Source organism: Bacillus sp. AFS029637 (genome assembly GCF_002584985.1).
In the GTDB taxonomy this organism is placed as follows: Bacteria; Bacillota; Bacilli; order Bacillales; family Bacillaceae_G; genus Bacillus_A.
On sequence record NZ_NUPZ01000011.1, the window covers coordinates 53,190 to 72,521 of the forward strand.

19 protein-coding genes and 1 pseudogene are annotated in these 19,332 nt (G+C 36.3%); 4 read left to right on the forward strand and 16 right to left on the reverse strand.

Going from position 1 to position 19,332, the window contains the following annotated elements; all coding sequences use genetic code 11:
- Nucleotides 1-14: 14 nt before the first annotated feature.
- Entirely contained in the window at nt 15-386 is a 372-nt protein-coding gene (locus COE49_RS04260; RefSeq protein ID WP_098357352.1) for a VOC family protein, read from the reverse strand.
- Between the two features lie 231 nt (nt 387-617).
- Here COE49_RS04260 and COE49_RS04270 point away from each other — a divergent pair, with 231 nt between their 5' ends.
- Nucleotides 618-2,150 (forward strand): BA3702 family sensor histidine kinase, encoded by a 1,533-nt coding sequence (locus COE49_RS04270; RefSeq protein WP_088229948.1) that lies wholly within the window; start codon nt 618-620, stop codon nt 2,148-2,150.
- Nucleotides 2,151-2,205: 55 nt separating this feature from the next.
- Here COE49_RS04270 and COE49_RS04275 read toward each other — a convergent pair whose 3' ends face one another.
- The 10 genes from COE49_RS04275 to hutP all read right to left on the reverse strand — a co-directional run bounded on the left by COE49_RS04275 (nt 2,206) and on the right by hutP (nt 14,217).
- Nucleotides 2,206-2,817: an alpha/beta hydrolase gene (locus tag COE49_RS04275; protein WP_088229949.1), complete on the reverse strand. Its 612-nt coding sequence runs from the start codon at nt 2,815-2,817 to the stop codon at nt 2,206-2,208.
- Nucleotides 2,818-2,841: 24 nt separating this feature from the next.
- Nucleotides 2,842-3,780 carry a ring-cleaving dioxygenase gene (locus tag COE49_RS04280; RefSeq protein ID WP_098252596.1) on the reverse strand — a complete coding sequence of 313 codons (939 nt, stop codon included), beginning with the start codon at nt 3,778-3,780 and terminating at the stop codon, nt 2,842-2,844.
- A gap of 347 nt (nt 3,781-4,127) precedes the next feature.
- Nucleotides 4,128-5,702, reverse strand: a complete 1,575-nt coding sequence (locus tag COE49_RS04285) for an FMN-binding glutamate synthase family protein (RefSeq protein WP_098357353.1) — start codon at nt 5,700-5,702, stop codon at nt 4,128-4,130.
- Between the two features lie 66 nt (nt 5,703-5,768).
- Nucleotides 5,769-6,896 (reverse strand): alkene reductase, encoded by a 1,128-nt coding sequence (locus COE49_RS04290; RefSeq protein ID WP_098252595.1) that lies wholly within the window; start codon nt 6,894-6,896, stop codon nt 5,769-5,771.
- Between the two features lie 600 nt (nt 6,897-7,496).
- The gene (locus COE49_RS04295; protein ID WP_170933751.1) at nt 7,497-7,958 is read right to left on the reverse strand and encodes a CarD family transcriptional regulator; all 462 of its coding nucleotides are present in this window, start codon (nt 7,956-7,958) and stop codon (nt 7,497-7,499) included.
- A 280-nt stretch (nt 7,959-8,238) separates the two neighbouring features.
- Nucleotides 8,239-9,210, reverse strand: coding sequence for a formimidoylglutamase (gene hutG, locus COE49_RS04300; RefSeq protein WP_098252594.1), 972 nt, complete (start codon nt 9,208-9,210; stop codon nt 8,239-8,241).
- On the reverse strand, nt 9,189-10,460 hold the full coding sequence (hutI, locus tag COE49_RS04305; RefSeq protein ID WP_098357354.1) for an imidazolonepropionase: 1,272 nt from the start codon (nt 10,458-10,460) through the stop codon (nt 9,189-9,191). Before hutI ends, hutG begins: the two co-directional genes overlap by 22 nt.
- A 12-nt stretch (nt 10,461-10,472) precedes the next feature.
- Complete coding sequence (gene hutU / locus COE49_RS04310; RefSeq protein WP_017674198.1) at nt 10,473-12,131, reverse strand: urocanate hydratase; 1,659 nt, start codon at nt 12,129-12,131, stop codon at nt 10,473-10,475.
- A gap of 23 nt (nt 12,132-12,154) precedes the next feature.
- Complete coding sequence (gene hutH / locus COE49_RS04315; protein ID WP_088229956.1) at nt 12,155-13,672, reverse strand: histidine ammonia-lyase; 1,518 nt, start codon at nt 13,670-13,672, stop codon at nt 12,155-12,157.
- A 104-nt stretch (nt 13,673-13,776) separates the two neighbouring features.
- Nucleotides 13,777-14,217 carry a histidine utilization transcription antiterminator HutP gene (gene hutP / locus COE49_RS04320; RefSeq protein ID WP_000926516.1) on the reverse strand — a complete coding sequence of 147 codons (441 nt, stop codon included), beginning with the start codon at nt 14,215-14,217 and terminating at the stop codon, nt 13,777-13,779.
- Between the two features lie 195 nt (nt 14,218-14,412).
- Between hutP and COE49_RS04325 the strand changes: the two genes are divergently transcribed.
- On the forward strand, nt 14,413-15,360 hold the full coding sequence (locus tag COE49_RS04325; protein WP_141552236.1) for a class I SAM-dependent methyltransferase: 948 nt from the start codon (nt 14,413-14,415) through the stop codon (nt 15,358-15,360).
- A gap of 13 nt (nt 15,361-15,373) precedes the next feature.
- Here COE49_RS04325 and COE49_RS04330 read toward each other — a convergent pair whose 3' ends face one another.
- Together COE49_RS04330 and COE49_RS04335 are read right to left on the reverse strand one after the other, a co-directional pair.
- Nucleotides 15,374-15,946 (reverse strand): DJ-1/PfpI family protein, encoded by a 573-nt coding sequence (locus COE49_RS04330; protein WP_098357356.1) that lies wholly within the window; start codon nt 15,944-15,946, stop codon nt 15,374-15,376.
- Nucleotides 15,943-16,521, reverse strand: a complete 579-nt coding sequence (locus tag COE49_RS04335; protein WP_141556607.1) for an ATP/GTP-binding protein — start codon at nt 16,519-16,521, stop codon at nt 15,943-15,945. The genes COE49_RS04330 and COE49_RS04335 overlap by 4 nt, the downstream gene beginning before the upstream one ends.
- A 254-nt stretch (nt 16,522-16,775) precedes the next feature.
- Between COE49_RS04335 and COE49_RS04340 the strand changes: the two genes are divergently transcribed.
- Nucleotides 16,776-17,072, forward strand: coding sequence for a hypothetical protein (locus tag COE49_RS04340; RefSeq protein ID WP_088229961.1), 297 nt, complete (start codon nt 16,776-16,778; stop codon nt 17,070-17,072).
- Nucleotides 17,073-17,175: 103 nt separating this feature from the next.
- Nucleotides 17,176-17,607 (forward strand): DUF2621 domain-containing protein, encoded by a 432-nt coding sequence (locus tag COE49_RS04345; protein ID WP_098945718.1) that lies wholly within the window; start codon nt 17,176-17,178, stop codon nt 17,605-17,607.
- Between the two features lie 70 nt (nt 17,608-17,677).
- Here COE49_RS04345 and COE49_RS04350 read toward each other — a convergent pair whose 3' ends face one another.
- From COE49_RS04350 to COE49_RS28310, 3 genes and pseudogenes are all read right to left on the reverse strand, one after another.
- Nucleotides 17,678-18,184, reverse strand: a complete 507-nt coding sequence (locus COE49_RS04350; protein WP_088229963.1) for a CcdC family protein — start codon at nt 18,182-18,184, stop codon at nt 17,678-17,680.
- Nucleotides 18,185-18,274: 90 nt separating this feature from the next.
- Nucleotides 18,275-18,982 carry a cytochrome c-type biogenesis protein CcdA gene (ccdA, locus tag COE49_RS04355; protein WP_087958716.1) on the reverse strand — a complete coding sequence of 236 codons (708 nt, stop codon included), beginning with the start codon at nt 18,980-18,982 and terminating at the stop codon, nt 18,275-18,277.
- Between the two features lie 16 nt (nt 18,983-18,998).
- A pseudogene (locus COE49_RS28310) lies at nt 18,999-19,148 on the reverse strand (peptidase T).
- Between the last annotated feature and the right edge of the window lie 184 nt (nt 19,149-19,332).

A 19,332-nucleotide genomic window follows, 5' to 3' on the forward strand; every position in this document is an offset into this window, starting at 1 on the left:
AGGCGGGAATCCACCTAGTCTTTATTTTGCATAAATTCAACTCGATTTCCAAATGGATCAGACACGTAAAATCTAATTACATCTGGCCGTGCATGATCATCAATCACTTCGACACCTCGATCTATCAACATTTGCTTAAATTCATTAATTTCATTCACATAAAAGGCGGGATGTGCCTTTTTAGCTGGGATAAAGTTTTGCTCCACACCAATATGGATTTCTTGATTCCCACACTTAAACCAACATCCACCACGCTTCTTTAATTCCTCTGGCTTTGGAATTTCTTCCATACCAATTGTATTACCATAAAATGCTCGCGCTTCTTCTTCACATCCTGCAGGTGCAGCAACTTGCACATGATCGATTCCTTGAATATAATTTTTCATTTTCTCTCCCCCTCTTCTATTCTAATGTTATAAGGAACCCCCCCTGTAACTTACAAAAGATTTATAAAACAATATAAGCTCCTCTTATTACCATCTTATATTCCTTTCACTAAAAATAAAGAAAATATTTTTTTCTGCAACTTCCATTTTTTATAGAAATACACATTACATCTATATTATAGTTAGTAATAGACAAATCTTTTTAGATGCTAGTTGTACGGAGGAAATATTATGAGTCGTAAAAAATATTCATCTACGCAAAAAAAACGTCCGCCTAACATATCTGGTCGTTTGCGAAACCATATACAAGATCGTTCTTTAGTAGAAATGTATGCTTCTCTTTTTGAACACAACCCTGATAGTATTATTTCATTGAACTTAGAAGGCGTTATTTTGCATATTAATCCTTCTGCTGAAAGAATACTAGGTTACTCTTCAGAAGAATTAGAGCGAATAAACGTTACCTCTATTTTAGAAGCTCATATTTCTGATCAAGTGCCACAATATATAAAAAATACTACAGCTGATAATCAAAAAGAGTATATCATCTCTATTTACCATAAAGACGGCTATTTATTAGATGTTGTAACAAAACTAGTTCCCACTTTTGTTCGTAATCGTCTAACAGGTGTATATGCGATTATGAAGCCCCTTGAAAAATCAGAAAGAATTGAGAAAGTGTTAAAAGATAGCGAGAAGCGATTGCGTACATTGATGAATTCAATGCCTGCGTTTGTTATATTTAAAGATCATGAAGGTCGCTGGCTTGAAGCGAATGATTATGCACTTTCTTGCTTCAATTTCCATCATGTACCTTATCATGGAAAAAGGGATAGTGAACTCATTCAATACAATGAAGCGTACCGAGACGCTTTTTTACACTGTGAAGAAGTAGATGAACTGGCATGGCAACAAAGACAAATTATTCATGGAGAGGAATTCATTATACATAGAGAGGATTTCGACCTAATTTTAAGTATATCAAAAGTTCCACTTTATCATCCCGACGGTTCTCGAAAAGGTCTTATCGTGATGGGAAGAGATGTTACGGAGCTAAAAGAAACTGAAAAGTTATTACGAAAATCGGAAAAGCTCGCAGTAGTCGGACAACTAACAGCTGGAATTGCCCATGAAATTCGAAATCCGCTCACTTCTCTCAAAGGTTTTTTAACATTGCTACTTCCTGAAATCAATGAGGAAAATAAATGGTATGTCGATGTTATGTTAAGTGAGATTTCACAAATGGAATCTATCACGAGTCAATTTATGGCGATGTCTAAACCGCAAGTTTTATCTATCAAAACTTACAACATACAAACTTTAATAGAAGAGGTAGTCACATTCATTTTACCGACTGCCATCATGCATAGCGTCCACATCATTATGGATCATTTTAACCATAAACATGACATTCAATGCGACGGTAATCAATTAAAACAAGTTTTTATTAACGTATTAAAAAACGCAATAGAAGCGATGCCAAATGGCGGAAATATTTTTATTCAAATCAAACCGTTAGACGATAATTTCATTGTAATTCGTATTATTGACGAAGGCTGTGGCATTCCTGAAGACCGCATCTCCCGTTTAGGCGAACCATTTTATAGTTTAAAAGAAAAAGGTACTGGACTAGGATTAATGATGTGTTACAAAATAATTGAAGAGCACCATGGTAAATTACACATTTCAAGTGAACTACATAAAGGTACGATCGTTGATATTCAATTACCACTTTCTTCATCCCATCTCACAATTCAATCTTAACAATACTAAAAGCATCTGCTAATCGTTAGCAGATGCTTTTAGTATTATTTACAGCTTATAGAATTATTTTATCATACCACTCTTTTGCTTTTTCCACTTCACCGATTGTTAATTGATGCCCTCTATTTTCCCAATGCATCATTACGCTTGCATTCGCACTTTCTAATAACGTCTTCAATTCCTCTGATTCAGAAGGTGAGCAAATCGGATCATTTGTTCCAGCAGCAATAAATACAGCTTTTTCTGCCAAATCAGGCAATTGCATCCCTCTTCTAGGCACCATCGGGTGATGAAGAATCGCACCTTTTAACGCATTTTCGTAATGGAACAATAAGCTTGCCGCAATATTCGCTCCATTTGAATAACCAATAGCTACAATGTTGTTTCTATCAAATTCATATGTTTTTGCTGCTTCATCTAAAAAACCATTTAATTCCTTCGTACGGAAAATCAAATCCTCTTCATCAAAAATACCTTCTGCTAATCTACGGAAGAAACGCGGCATACCATTTTCTAATACATTTCCCCTAACACTTAATACTGAAGCTTCAGCGTCAATTCTTTCTGCAAGTGGCAATAAATCTAGTTCATTACCGCCAGTACCATGAAGTAATAACAACACTGGTTTTGACGTATCTGTTCCTTTTTGAAAAACATGTTTCATCATAATCCTTTTCCCCTTTCAATCACTTTAATCTAAATTTCTTACTTCAAACGGTAAAAGCGTTTGTTCAATCTGTTTTCTATGTTGTTCATATTGTTCCGGTAACTTTAATTCCTCGCCCATCGTCTCTAACGATTCGTCATGAGCAAAACCAGGAGGATCTGTTGCAATTTCAAATAAGATTTCACCGTGTTCTCTAAAATAAATCGCATTAAAATAATTTCGATCTTGTACAGGAGTTACGCCGTATCCAAATCGAGATACATGCTCTTTCCAATCTAGTTGATCAGCATCGTCACTCGCCCTCCAAGCAATATGATGAACTGTACCAACACCCATCTGGCCGCGTCCGATTGTTGTTAATTTCAAATCGATTATATTTCCAATGTCAGCAGAAGAACGGAATCGTACAAACTCACCTTCTTCTCCAACTTTCTCAAGACCCATCACATGCTCTAACAACTCAGCTGTTTTTTGAGGTTGTGCCGATAAAAGAACCGCACCGCCAAATCCTTTAATTGCTACTTCTGGCGTAACTTCTCCAAAAGTCCAATCATTTAATTCGCCTTCTTCTCTTTCAACTAATTCTATATGCAAACCATGCGGATCATCAAATTCTACATACTGTTCTCCGAAGCGAGTCATCTTCGTATACGGAACATCAAATTTCTCTAATCTATTTTCCCAAAACTCCATTGCCCCTTTTGGTACAACATAAGAAGTGATGCCTACTTGACCGTCACCGATAATTCCTTGACGAGCACCTGCCCATGGGAAAAACGTAATAATTGTTCCAGGTTTTCCTCCCTCATTACCAAAATAAAGATGGTACGTACCTGGATCATCAAAATTTACGGTTTGTTTTACTAAACGTAAGCCTAATACACCAGCATAAAAATCTACATTTTCTTGTGGGTGTCCTACAATCGCTGTAATATGATGTATCCCCATTGTTTTCTTTTCCATTTCGCCCGCTCCTTTTTTATTTCATTATAAAAATTGTTTTACATTAAGATTCATTATTCATTTTGTCCATACTACAAAGTAAAATCCATCATTATAATTTTATCTTGAATCCGAGATATTGGTTATGAAGCTACACATTGACTTCTAACCTTTCGAAATTATCTCGAATTCGAGATAAAACTCCGAAAAATATTCATTCTGTCTATAATCAATCTTTATTTAAAATGTTATTTATCTCGAACTTAATATTTATTATAAGTTACTTACTTTTTCTTGTCAATAAGTTACTTATTTCATTTCAAATTTAAAAAAAGCCATACAAATGTATGACCTTTAACACGTATATTTTATCTCCTATTTACAATAGGGAATAATTCCGACAACGGAACAATTCTTCCCCTTTCATCCTTAAATACGATATGCTCTCTCGTTAAATGACGCGGACTCTTCACTCCCGCTGCTGCTGCTAACGAAAATAAACTATATCTCATACTAATAATGTAATTCATGACCCGCCACTTCTTCTCATATGGATCTAACGCTTTTTGATAATGAGGATTCGTCGTGGCAACACCAGATGGGCACTGTCCAGAATTACATTGAAGCGCCATAATACAACCGCTCGCCATCATAAAACCACGCGCTGAATTTACAGCATCTGCTCCAATTGCTAAAGCAATCGCTACCTTATCAGGGGTAATTAACTTCCCGGAAGCAAACACTTTGAATTTATTACGTATACCATAATGATTTGCTGTATCAATGCATGTAAGTAGCGCTGGAATAAGCGGTAATCCCATACTATCTGCCATGGATTTGTAAGTTGCGCCTGATCCACCTTCCGAACCGTCAATGGTTAGAAAATCTGGATACACGTTTACTTCTTTCATTGTTTTGAATAAGTCTTCCAAAGGCTCCTGCTGACCAATTACAATTTTCATCCCGACTGGTTTACCGCCTTTTTCTTGCAACTGTTGAATAAAATAAAGGGTATCCGCTGCATTGTTTAAAAATGAAAATCGATTCGGTGAATTAATTGTCTCTCCTTCTCGTACATTCCGAACAGAAGCAATTTTCTCATTTACTTTTTGCCCCTCTAAATGACCACCACGTATTTTAGCACCTTGCCCAAATTTTAATTCGAATGCTTTAATATTACTTTCTTTCGCCTTCTCCATAAACTTCTCCATTGAAAAATTACCGCCCTCATCACGGTATCCAAATAACCCTGGACCAATTTGTGCGACGATATTCGCACCGGTATGTAAATGTTCTGGAATAACGCCCCCTTCGCCAGTATTAATCCACGACCCGCCTGCCATTTTCGCTCCAAAACCGCTTGCTAAAATATAATTTTCTCCAATCGCACCGTAAGAAGTCGCAGATGCCCCGAACATGCCATGTAGTTTCCACGGATATTTACGATTTTCACCGACTATAATCGCATCGTCTTCTTCATACAACCAAAGATTTGTTGTATCCGCTGTCAATTTTTCTCTTCTTGAAAATAACCCTTCTTTATGAATCACATACTTTTTACCTTCCCGCTCTTGCAATAGATTCACACTTAATTCCTCAGTTAATATCGGAAACAATGTATTAGCAATATAATAGCCAGAAGCTTCAAAATCTCGTTTCGATCCAAAGCCAAGTATTTCAGAGCGATATTTCGCTAAAAACATAACACTTTGAAAATCATAACGCGAGAACGGCTTTCCATCCGTATCGTGATCAAACCAATATTGCCGAAATTCAGGCCCTATCTTTTCCAGTAAGTAGCGCATCCTTCCTAAGTATGGATGTAATTTCAAAATAGAATGATGCGTCCGTTTTTTTATAAAAAATGTAATGATAAAAAAGACGATTAAAATCAACATTAAAAATAGTAATATACTAATAATAACGAGTAGCGCTTCACTCATCCCGCTTCCCCCTATGAAATCCCATAATAAAAGGAGAACACTCGATGTGTTCTCCTTTATCTTTATTCACACTAATGTTGCAAGATGCTCTTTCGCGTCATATTCAACTAAACTTTCAGCATGTTTAATTCGATGAACAAAGTCCGGATTTGCAATTAACGGTCTTCCGAATGCAGCTACGTCAATTGTTCCTTCTTGCAGTGCTTCTTCGGCCTCTTTCGGATTCAAATTACCAACACCAACAATCGTACCATCCCAATATTTTCTTACTAATTGATGAAAATTCTTTCCGTCAGCAATCACTTGCGTATAATTCATCGTCGAAGGATGGATCATCATTAATCCAACTTCTTTAAACATATTTACGAACGTTTCAATCGCAAGTTCTGGATTTTCCCACATATAAGTAGGGTTATCTCCTTTGAAAGCAGAGAAGCGAAGAAGTGTTTTATCAGCTCCAACTTCTTCTATTACAGCCTCTGTTACTTCTTTCATAAATGTTAACCTTTGCTTTAAATCACCGCCGTATTGATCCGTACGCTTATTCGCAAATTCATACGTGAACTGATCAATTAAATATCCGTGCGCACCGTGAATTTCTACTCCATCAAATCCAGCTTCGATCGCGTTTTTCGCAGCTTGTGCGTATTGGCCAATAACTTCTTTTATTTCTTCTAACGTCATTGCTTCCGGTGTATCAAACGGTTTACGAAAACGCGGAACATTTCCTTCTGCAGCGATTGCAGACGGTGCTTGCGGCAATTGCCCACCAATTATTTCATGATGACTCATACGTCCAACATGCCATATTTGAGCGATAATCGTCCCACCTTCTTTATGTACTGCCTCTGTAACAGGTTTCCAAGAATCGATTTGTTCTTGTGTATAAATTCCCGGTACTCCTGGATTCCCTTTCGCTCTTGAACTAATAACAATTCCTTCTGTAATAATTAATCCAACTCCGTCAGCAGCACGTTTTCTATAGTACTCCACTACATCAGCACCCACTACACCAGTCTCATTATCTGCAAAACATCTCGTCATCGGTGCCATTGCTATGCGATTACGAAGAGACCAAGATCCAATTTGAATCGAATCAAACAACTTCGTTTCTTCAATATTTTCAAAAGACCCCCAAGCGTTTATATTTGTTCCTTCATAAATACTTGCCGCTTTATTATTTGCACTTGTCATTTTTCTTCCCCCTAAAAAATCTAACTATAATCGCATCATACTTACTTTTAGATAGTAACGTCAATTTATACGACTTCACCATAAAACATTCGAATATCAAAAAAATAGAATGCTATAAATAAAATTAAAAAGGTTCCCTAAGTAGGAAACCTTTTTTAGTTGACCATATATGGCTGTCAATTCGTTTATCTCTTTTATAGAAAGAATATATACAATGATTATATATTCACATATAATAAAATTCCTTATCAATAGAAGTGAAAATGGTTCAGTATTCTTCTAAAAATAATAACTTATATACCTAAAACAATGAAAGCCCTACCTCTCTTTCATCCTTACGGCTCCTCGTCCGTGCCAGTGTGAATCAGGATTGCAAAAATTAAGTAACTATTTTATCGAAGTATTGAATTAAACTTCGAACATTCGTAAAAGAAATTAAAAAATAAAAATGGATTTGATTGTAGTAATAACAAAAGAGGTTAATGCTCTAAAAGTGGTTTGAAAGAGTTGAATGTCTTTGAAATGATTGATTCTCTATAATTATACTCCCAAAAAATTCAAGATCTTTTTTGGGATATAATACATTATTCATAATGAATCTTAACAAAAGCTTTTTATTTGATTTTCTGTGATACCTTCAATTAATCCCAGTTCACTAATCAAAAATTCATGTGCGTTATCTAACATTTTCTTTTCGCTTGCATTAAGTGCTTTTTCTTTCTGCATACGTAATAAATCACGCACAACTTCAGCACCTTCTTGTATTTTACCCGTCTTTATTTTATCTGTATTCACTTTATATCTTTGTTTCCACGTAAGTAATCTATCTGATTCTCCATGCTGAAAAATATCTATTATGTGTGTTAATGCCTTTATATCCGTGACTGGTCGTATATTTGAATTCAATATTTTCCCTTCAGGAATCATTATTTCCATATTACTACCCGACATTTTTATAACATAATACTGTTGTTTTTTTCCTGCGATTTCTTTCTCTTCTATGGCTTTAATTATACCTGCTCCCTGCATTGGATAAACAATGTTATCGCCAATTTGAAACAAATAATCCACCTCCATATATGGTAACCTTCTCAATCTTAACACACATTCATTTTTTTAGCAAAATTTTTATAATATCATAAAATTATTTTCCATGTCAATTTATTTAAACAGAAAAATTCAATCTGTACAAAAACACTAAAAAACCCGCGATTTTGTTACCTTTTCACACCCATCCCTTCCGATTTTATATATCTTATTAAATAAAAAACACATCACTACTTATATGTAGTGATGTGTTTTTATTTAATATGCAATATGAAAGACACACACGATTCTTCGCTTATATACTAACCTGTTTACTAATCGTTTCTCTCGCTAAAAGAAAACTCATAATCACTTGCGCCGCTACTCTGCTCGTCATATCCCTAAAATCAAGAGTTGGATCAATTTCTACTATATCCATCCCTTGAACGAGCGGTTCTTTGCCAAGGAATTCGATAGCATCAAGTAAAGTTGCGCTATCCATTCCTCCAGGGCCAATTGCTGGACAACCTGGCGCAAACGCTTGGTCTAGTACGTCCATATCAAGAGAAATATAAATAGACGTCACACCTTGTTTTCTTAATACTTCAATACTTTCCGCGATAATATCTTTTATTTCTCTTTCTCTTACATCCTTCATTGTATACACTGTCACACCATGCTCTTTTGCATATTCATGGTATGCTCGTGCATTTGAAAAATTACGAATTCCAATTTGAACGAGTTGTTTTCCTGTAATGACATCATTTTCTAGTAAACTACGGAACGGTGTACCATTTGATGGACCACCATCATCTAAATTACGTAAATCATGATGGGCATCAAATTGAATAATACCGACCTTTCCTTTACTATTTGCAAAACCTGTTACACTAGGAAAACTAATCGAATGGTCACCACCAAGAATGATTGGTATCATTTTCGGATTTACTTTCGTTAAGTGACCAACTGTTTTCGCAATTCGGTTATGACTTTCTTTTATATCCGTCACATGCATCGTAATATCACCGCAATCATATAAGACACTTTCTTTCATATCGTGTTCTTCTGTAATTGCGTATGTGCTATATGCATCTAACATCGCACGAATTGTTTTTGGCGCAAAACTTGCTCCGGAATGACTAATAGATGGCTTAGAAAGGGGTGCTCCAATTAAGGCCGCACCGAATATTTCTACACCTTCCTCCCAATCTTTAATCATCTCACTCCATTTCGTTACTTCGCGATCGATAAACTTTGCATTTTTCTTTAAATAGTGGCCGTGCTCCACGATTGTTCACCTCTTGTATATGCGATATTACCATTCTTCCATACTGTGTTTACATGACTTACGCCGTAATGATACGGTACGTAAGCATAATTGTAAGCATCCCATAAAACTAAATCTGCCTTACGACCCACTCTAATTTTCCCAGCTACATCGCCTCGATTAATGGCATATGATGAGTTAACTGTTACAGCATTCCAAACTTCTTCTGGTGTCATTTTCAGTTTTAGCATTGCAATGCTCATAATAAGCTGAATGTTTTCCGTTGGACAGCTACCTGGGTTAAAGTCTGTAGCTAACGCAACTGCAACACCTTCATCAATCATTTTACGACCACGAGCAAAGCTTTCTTTATTTAAATAGAAAGTTGTTCCTGGTAATAATGTTGCGACTGTATTCGAATTTGCAAGCATTTCAATTCCTTTATCAGAAGCGCCAACTAAATGGTCCGCTGATGCTGCACCGATTTCAGCCGCTGCTTCCGCACCACCAAGAGGGTCAATTTCATCTGCATGAATTTTCACATCAAAGCCAAGCTCTTTCGCTTTTAATAAAAACTCTTTTGATTCTTCTACAGAGAACACACCTGTTTCACAGAAAATATCAACGAATTCAGCTAGTTGCTTCTCTTTCATTTCTGGTAGTAAGTCTAACATCCATTGTAAAAATTCTTTTGATCTACCTTTATACTCTTTCGGAACTGCATGAGCACCTAAAAACGTTGAAACTAAATCGATTGGATGCTCTTTTTGTAATTGTGCAGTTGCCTCTAATTGTTTCCATTCTGTCTCATCATCTAATCCGTAACCACTCTTCGCTTCCACAGTTGTCACACCGAAAGATAGCATACGATCTAGATGGAATTTCGCTTTTTGAACAAGTTCTTCTTTCGACGCTTGTTTCGTTGCATTTACAGTTGAAAGAATACCTCCGCCTTGTTCTAAAATTTCTAAGTACGGAACTCCTTGTAGTTTTAGTGCGATTTCATTTTCACGAGATCCACCAAATACAAGATGAGTATGCGGGTCAACAAGACCAGGAGAAACCATTTTCCCACCGCAATCAATCACTTCTTTCGCGTGTAATCCTTTCGCTTCTTCCGCTGTTCCAACGAAAGTAATTACGCCGTTTTCAATTCCAACCACACCGTTTTCGATAACAGGAAGCGTGTTCATCGCTTCCCGTCTTAACAAGCCATCTTCTTGATCCATTGTTAGTAATTGACCGATATTTATTAGTAAAGTGTCCAGCATGTTTTCTCCTCCTTATTTCATCATCGGAATGTTAACGCCTTTTTCTTTCGCAGTTTCCACAGCTAAGTCATATCCTGCATCCACGTGACGAACAACACCCATACCAGGGTCAGAAGTTAATACGCGCTCAATACGTTTTGCTGCCGCTTCTGTTCCGTCTGCAACGATAACCATTCCAGCGTGAAGTGAATAACCCATACCAACGCCGCCACCGTGGTGAACAGACACCCAGCTCGCACCGTTTACACTGTTAATTAATGCATTTAAAATTGGCCAGTCAGCTACTGCATCACTACCGTCTTTCATCGCTTCTGTTTCACGGTTTGGAGATGCTACTGATCCGCAATCTAAATGGTCACGACCGATAACGATTGGTGCTGATAATTCACCATTTGCAACCATTTCATTAATGATGCGTCCGAATTTCGCGCGTTCACCGTAACCAAGCCAACAAATACGTGATGGAAGACCTTGGAACTCAACTTGCTGACGTGCCATACGAATCCAGTTACATAAATGCTCATTGTCAGCGAATTCACGTAAAATTACCTCGTCTGTTTTATAAATATCTTCTGGATCACCAGAAAGTGCTACCCAGCGGAATGGCCCTTTTCCTTCGCAGAATAATGGACGGATAAATGCTGGAACGAATCCTGGGAAATCGAATGCATTTTTCAAACCTTCATCGAAAGCAACTTGGCGAATGTTATTTCCATAATCAAATGTAATTGCGCCTTTTTCTTGCATAGCAAGCATTGCTTCTACATGTTTTGTCATGCTTTCTTTTGATAATTGTACGTAACGTTCTGGATCTTCTTCACGAAGTTTTGCCGCTTCTTCTAATGTGTAACCTACTGGAATATAGCCGTTTAATGGATCATGAGCAGATGTTTGATCCGTAACTAAATCTGGCGTAATATTGCGCTTCACTAGCTCTGGTAAAATTTCTGCCGCATTTCCTAATAAGCCAATAGAAATCGGTTCTTTCTTCTCTTTATACTCGTTCGCAACAGTTAACGCTTCTTCTAATGATTCTGTATACATATCACAGTATCTCTTTTCAATACGACGATCGATGCTGCGCTTATCAACATCAATAGCAATGACAACACCGCCATTCATCGTTACAGCAAGAGGTTGTGCACCACCCATACCACCTAAACCAGCAGTAAGTGTTAATGTACCTTTTAATGAACCATCGAAATGTTGACGTGCCGCTTCACCAAATGTTTCATATGTTCCTTGTAAAATCCCTTGTGTTCCAATGTAAATCCAGCTACCTGCTGTCATTTGTCCGTACATCATAAGACCTTTTTTCTCTAGTTCACGGAAGTGATCCCAGTTCGCCCACTTCGGTACTAAGTTTGAGTTCGCTAACAGTACGCGAGGTGCATCCTCATGTGATTTAAAAATAGCAACTGGTTTTCCTGATTGAACAAGTAACGTTTCATCGCTTTCTAACGTTTTTAATGAATCTACAATCGCCTGATAGCTTTCCCAGTTACGAGCTGCACGGCCAATTCCACCATATACAACTAATTCTTCTGGTTTTTCAGCAACTTCAGGGTCTAAATTGTTCATTAACATACGAAGTGCAGCTTCTTGAACCCACCCTTTCGTTTGTAGCTCAGTACCTCTTGGCGCACGAATTGTTTGTTTTACTTTTTCCATTTCAATCTCTCCCTTTTCTCATTTTATAGTGCTGCGTTTACATCTAATCTTTCTTTTATCGAATAATTCGTTTTTAACCAATGCGTAATATTTTCAATATCCGTTGAGAAGATGCGATCATTTGTAATAGAAGGTACTTGCTGACGACCTTGATGGTAGAAACTCTTCGTCACTGTACTCATGTTTTCAATACCGCGATATTCTGCTGCTTGCATCGCACAAATCATCTCAATTGAAAGAACACGTCTTACATTTTGAATAATTTGATGTGCATGGCGTGAAGCAATTGTTCCCATACTTACGTGATCTTCTTGGTTAGCTGATGACGGGATTGAATCAACACTCGCCGGATGTGCTAACGTTTTATTTTCAGAAACTAGTGACGCTGCAGCGTATTGCATAATCATTGCACCAGACTGAAGTCCTGGTTCTGGACTTAAAAATGGTGGTAAGTCATTTAACTGCGGATTTACTAAGCGTTCAATACGGCGCTCTGAAATATTTGCAAGTTCTGCCATTCCAACTTTTAAGAAGTCCATCGCAAATGCAATCGGTTGACCGTGGAAGTTACCACCTGAAATTACTTTTTCTCCGCCATCGAAAATAAGTGGGTTATCTGTCGCTGCATTCATTTCAATTTCTAATTTTTCTTTCACATAATTTAAAACTTGCCAAGAAGCACCGTGTACTTGCGGAATACAACGAAGTGAATATGCATCCTGTACACGAAGTTCTCCTTGTTTTGTTGTTAACTTACTATCATGAAGGATGTCACGGATTCTACTCGCTACTTCCACTTGCTCTTTATAACCGCGTGCTTTATGAACATTTTCATCAAATGCATCAATAATGCCTTGTAATCCTTCAATTGTCATAGATGCAATTAATTCAGCTTGATAAGCCGTTGCTTCCGCTTCTATATAAGACAGTACGCCTTGCGCTGTCATCGCCTGCGTACCATTAATTAACGCCAGACCTTCTTTTGCTTCAAGTTCAATTGGCTCAAGACCTTCTTCAGTAAGGGCAACCATTGCGTGAACTCGTTTTCCCTTATAGAACACTTCACCTTCTCCTAATAAAACGAGAGCAAGATGAGATAAAGGTGCTAAATCTCCACTCGCACCTAGTGAACCTTGTTGCGGAACGACTGGATGAATCTTACGGTTTACAAACTCAAGAAGCATATTTACAACGAGTGGTCTAACACCAGATACTCCTTTAAGCATCGTGTTCGCTCGTAAAATTAACATACCGCGTGAAACTTCTTCTGGGAATGGATCGCCTATCCCACATGCATGTGACTGAATTAAATTGTGCTGAAGTGCCTTTACATCTTCTTTTTGAATTAGCACATCACTAAACTTTCCAAATCCAGTTGTAATACCGTAAACGACTTTTCCGTCTTCTACGATTTTCTCAACTACTTCACGGCATTCCGCTACCTTTTGCATACTATTTGGACAAGCTGTTACACCTTCTCCTTCAAGTAACAACCTCTTCATTTCTTCAACTGTCAATGTATGTCCTGTTAACGTAATCATTCTTTTTTCCTCCTTAAAAAGGCAAAAGGGGACCTTATCTTTTTAAGACAGACTTCTGTCCTAAAAAAGTAAGGCCCCCTTCTAACTAATAGACTATGGGCAAATCATATGTGATTAATTCCTAAACCAATCGCCTCATGCTCAGATCCTTTTACAGGTGCACCAATCGTTCCATATAATGCAACAGCAACCCATTCGCCTTCTTTTTTTCCGTCGTATGGTGTACCGCGCACAATCGCAAAACGAAGTCCTACTGTACGAAGAACGTCTGCTAACTGAATTTGACCTCTCGTCACTCCGTACAAAGCTTCCATAATTGCATGATAAAGTGCATGTGTTTCTCTGTAAACGTCTGTTTCAATAACTTGGTTGCTTTTAGCCGCTGTTTCCATTGCTGCTACAACTTTTTGCGAATTCATCGAACCCACTTTCCCCGTACAATATTTCCAACCTTTTGGAATAGATAATACAGGGCTTTCATTCTCATCCGCAAGTGCCAACAGCATGGCCATACGACCAATTCGATGTGTTCCTTGAAGAAGCATGTGACTCTCTCATTTCTTTTGAATTATTTGAATATTACTTAATTTAAGAATATATGAAAACGGTTAAATCGTCAATAGTTTAAACTCATATTCAAACATTTTTTTCATCTCCTCCATTTGTGTACACAAATGATTTACACAAATTTTTCAGGCGTGCTATAGTCTCACTAACAGATGCAAAGGGGCGAGATTTCAATGACGAAGCGAAAAGATATTCATTTTCGAATTGAAGAAACATTACTTGAAAGGTTTGAATCGGTACTCCATTACGAAGGTTTAAAGAAAACCGACGTATTAACACATGCGATTCAGCAATTTTGCACAAAAGTGGAATGCGAAAAAATGAATGATGTAAAACGCCAATACAACGTAAGTAACCATTTACAAACACGTATCGATACGCATAGACATTACGAAGAAAAACAAGTGAATTTAGATGAAGTCGTCATGGAACATTTACAACTTCAAGGAGACGAAAAAATATTAGAGGTTGGGTGCGCTAATGGAAATTTTCTTTCCCTATTACAAACTAACGGTCATACAGGAAGACTAACCGGTTTTGATCAATCGAAAACGATGCTTTCTGAAGCAGCCATAAAGAATAGCATAATTGAATGGAGACTAGGTGATGCTGGTAAACTTCCTTTCAAAGCTAATTGCTATGACTGGATCGTCGCAAGACATATGTTATATCACATGAAAAATGTCAAAAAAGCAATTCAAGGATTCCATAAAGTAATTCGTCCTGGTGGCTCACTCTTAGCTACAACAAATTCTAACGTTACATTACCTCGTATAGTTGAAATGTGTAACCGCATGTTAGACGCATTTGATTTGCCGAAAACAACATCATCAGTCACTCCATTTTGTTTAGAAAATGGCAAAGAGATATTACAGTCTGTTTTTCCAACTGTTGAAGTAAAAGTTATTCATAATGCTCTCGTTTTTCATCATGCTACTCCGATTTTAAACTATATTTCTAGCATGTTTCCGTCGTTAAATATACCTGATAATACATATCTTCACGCAGAAATGAAGGAATGGCTAAAAGAAGAAGTAGAAAATGAATTATCACTTCATAACGGTATATGGCGTGATCCAAAAACGTTAGCCATTTATCGATGTCAAAAAGAAAAAAGCTAGCATTTGCTAGCTTTCACACGTTTTCTGGTAAAAGCTTCTCCATCATCACATTGCCCTTACCGCCATAAAAATTCGTATTATGTTCGTTCGCTATTCCAAAGTAAGAGGCAATGGCTATTCCGAATGGTACAAATGCATGTCCTTGTGCTGTAATGATATTTGAGTGTTGCACAACTTCTTTATACACAAAATTTTCTACTGGAAAAAAATCAAGCTTTTGATAATCTATGGTCACTGTATACGAGATTTCTTTGAATAAGCCTGCTCTTGCTAGCGCATACGGTCCAGCACAAATAGCGGCTACTAATTTTTCTTGTTCGTGAAATTGACGGATGACTGAAAATAGTCCCTCTGCATCCTTCATGTGTATCGCATCTCCGCCCGGAATAATAATCCCCTCATATTCTTCTACACGCACTTCCCTTAATTCTATATGTGGTTGCACTTGCAAACCTGTTTCACTTATAATCAATTCTTTTGTTAAACCCACTGTAATGATTTCAAATTTATTTTTCAACAATGCCGTTGCTACTGTTATTTCAAACTCCGCAAATGTTGGGTATACAAACAAAAGTATTTTTTTCATAGCCCTCTCTCCTTTAACCAGTCCACAAAATATACCTCTAAATCGTCCACTGTTAATTTATTCGTGTCCACATAAGTTACCGGAAATTGTTTATACCATTCTTTTTCAGTTTCTACTAATTTAAATTGTTCCTCAAATGTACTTCGTTTTCTAGCTCTATCATTATTTTTTCTATCATATACATTTTCTTCCGAAACATCTAAATAAAAAATTGCATCCGAACGATACTCTCTTAATTTACATAAATCATCTTGTAATTCTGTTTCTATATCCCACTCTTTTCCTATAAGTTTTGGATAGAAAAGCGAATAGAACTCTATATCTTCTGGACCACGATCAAAAATCACGACTGAACCTTTCGCACTTTGAAGCTCTTTTATTTTTGCTTCCATAAACATTTTTTGATTTGTAAGAAAACCTTCTTTTGAACTTATATCTAAATGTAATTCTTTTCGCTTTTCTACAATTGGATAAGGGTTTTCATATATAACCGAATATCCTCTCTCTTCTAATCTTTTAGCCAATGTTGTTTTTCCGCTTGCCATCGGTCCTTGGAGTGAAATTATATATGCCATCCCTCTCATTCCCTTGCACTTTAGTACACTTATAATATACAGAATTTTGAAAACTATCAACATTATATATATCATCTTGTTTCTTATTCTTATGTAACTTATAATAAAAAATAGAGATCATGACGGACGCATCAATAATGTAAGCTTGGAGACCCAAGCTTACATTATTTTTTGCTTTCTCTTTTCTAATAAAAAGAGTATACTAGATTAGAACGTATGTTCTTAATGATTACATACAGTAAGGGGATATAACAATGGTATACGACACAAAAGCAATTTCTTGGAATGAATCTTTAAAACAACTTCAACGCCGCTATACAAACAAACAAGTTGACCGAAAAGAATTTGAGGATATTGAACTAATGGAATTCTTCCGCGATAACGACTACATTTCTTTACCTACACATATAAGCGGCTTATCAACAGCACGTTTTACTTCTTACTCTATTTTCACAACTGAAGATAAAGATCGTAAAGTTGGCACACTTATTATTGAGTACATTGAAGAAGATAATAATAATTTATGTGTTGAACAACTATACTTCGTTTAAATGATAACGCTTGGTCAAAATAGCCAAGCGTTCTTGCTTTCTATGAATCTCACTGTTTATAATATGAATAAAAGAAAACCGTAATCATTAAGGGGGGATATACTTGCTCGAAGGATGGTTTAGTTGGTTCATTGTATTGTGGACGGTTATTTTATTAGGACTTATGTCTATCGGTGGATATTTTATGTTCAGAAAATTTTTAAAACGATTACCAAAAGAAGATGGTATGTCCATTTTAGATTGGGAAGAGCACTATATTAATAAAACGAGACATCTATGGGCTGATGAACAAAAACAATTGTTAGACGAGCTCGTAAGTCCCGTTCCAGAACTATTTCGCGATGTTGCTAAATCAAAAATTGCTGGCAAAATTGGAGAACTTGCATTACAAGAAAATGCCTCTCAAATTACACAAGATTTAATTATAAAAGGATATATCGTTGCCACACCGAAGCGTGACCATAAATTTTTAGTTAAAAAACTGCAAGAGAAAGAGATTGATTATTCTAACTATAAATCTTTACTTGCAAAGTAACTTCACATTATTTTTGATAAAAAAGACAGCGCCTTTGACGCTGTCTTTTTTATTTGATGCATATACAGTTTTAAGTTAATTTCATATCTTTTTCATTATAAAAATCATCTTCTTTTTCCATTTCCTTCTGTAATTTCGTAAAGGAACGGTACATTGCAATTCTCCATGATACAATCATCGCGAACGCAAGCAAGAAGAACATGCCGCTAAGTTGTCCTAAATCAAGAGATTGGCTTAAGTATGTTTTAAATACAATGCGCACTACAAGTAATCCAATTAATATAAAAACAAATGCTTTTGAACGCTTCAAATAAATCTCTTGTCCTCTAATTTCAAATTTAGATGTTTTAATAAGAAAAATAGAGAAAAACAAACCAACACCAATTGCTTCTAACATTTCTGCTGGAGTTAATCGAAATTCAGGAAAAACATACATCAATGCTCCCGTACTCATAAAAAATGGTGGAAGTATAATTTTTTTCAATGTTGCAGGTTTCTTAGCTGCTTTTAAACGAATAAACATCGCACCGACAGCCATACAAACAGCAACCATACTGGATAAAACAACTATGTTCATATTTTCTCATCCTTTTTTGTGGCTATATGCAAAATATACTTTCATTATATGCTTTTCCGTTAGTATTTCCAACATTTTCACAGAATAATACTAAAAACCGGTAAAACCACCAAATAAACTTGAGAAATATACGATAATCTTTGTCATCCAGTTAAAATAGAGGAAGATACCCATGACAATCATAACGTATCCTCCAATTTTCATGAACTTCATACTATTTCTTTTAATCCAAGACATTTTCGTAATAAAGAATGATAGTACGAAGAACGGAATAGCAAATCCAAGTATGTATGCAATCATATAAATCATTGCTGATTCTGGATTTGTTGCTGCTAATCCAATAACAGACACTAAAATAGGTCCTGTACAAGGCGTCCACCCTGCAGCAAAGGCCAATCCAATTAGAACGGATCCAAAATAGCCACTCGGACGATTTTTAAACGTGAATTTACGATCTTGCATTAAAAACTTCGGCTTAAACACACCGACAATAATTAAACCGAACACGATGATAAATATACCACCTAACTGTCTAATTAAATCTTTATAATCTGTAAAAATGCCCCCGATAAAACTTGTACCAAATCCAATTGCAATAAATATAATTGAAAATCCAAGTAAGAAAAACGCTGTATGTATCATACTTCTTTTTCGAAGCATTGCATTTTCTTCTTTCAACTCTGAAACCGACATACCTGTTATGTACGATAAAAATGCCGGATAAAGCGGTAAGCAACATGGGGAAATAAATGATAAGAATCCTGCGCCAAACGCTAAAAAAATACTAATATCTTGCATTGTTCCACTCCTCTCCCTAAATATTGTAGCAAAAACACATAAAAATACTATGAACAATTCGTGAATTCACTTTTCCAACGTGGCAATAAGAAAAACTACTCTTTCACACAACTTCTAATAAAACGTTTTCATTTCCTTCTATTATATAGAAAAATCTCAACCAAATTATGAAACTCCTCTATTTGTTATTAACATAACAAAGGTAACGTAGTTTCTCAAATGATTAGCACGTCGCAAGTACATCTACATACATATTGATAAAAAAATATTTTTTTCAAATGCTATCTTTATACAATACAATGCTGTTTTTACAATACTTCTATTATTATTAATTTCAAGATTATGCATAA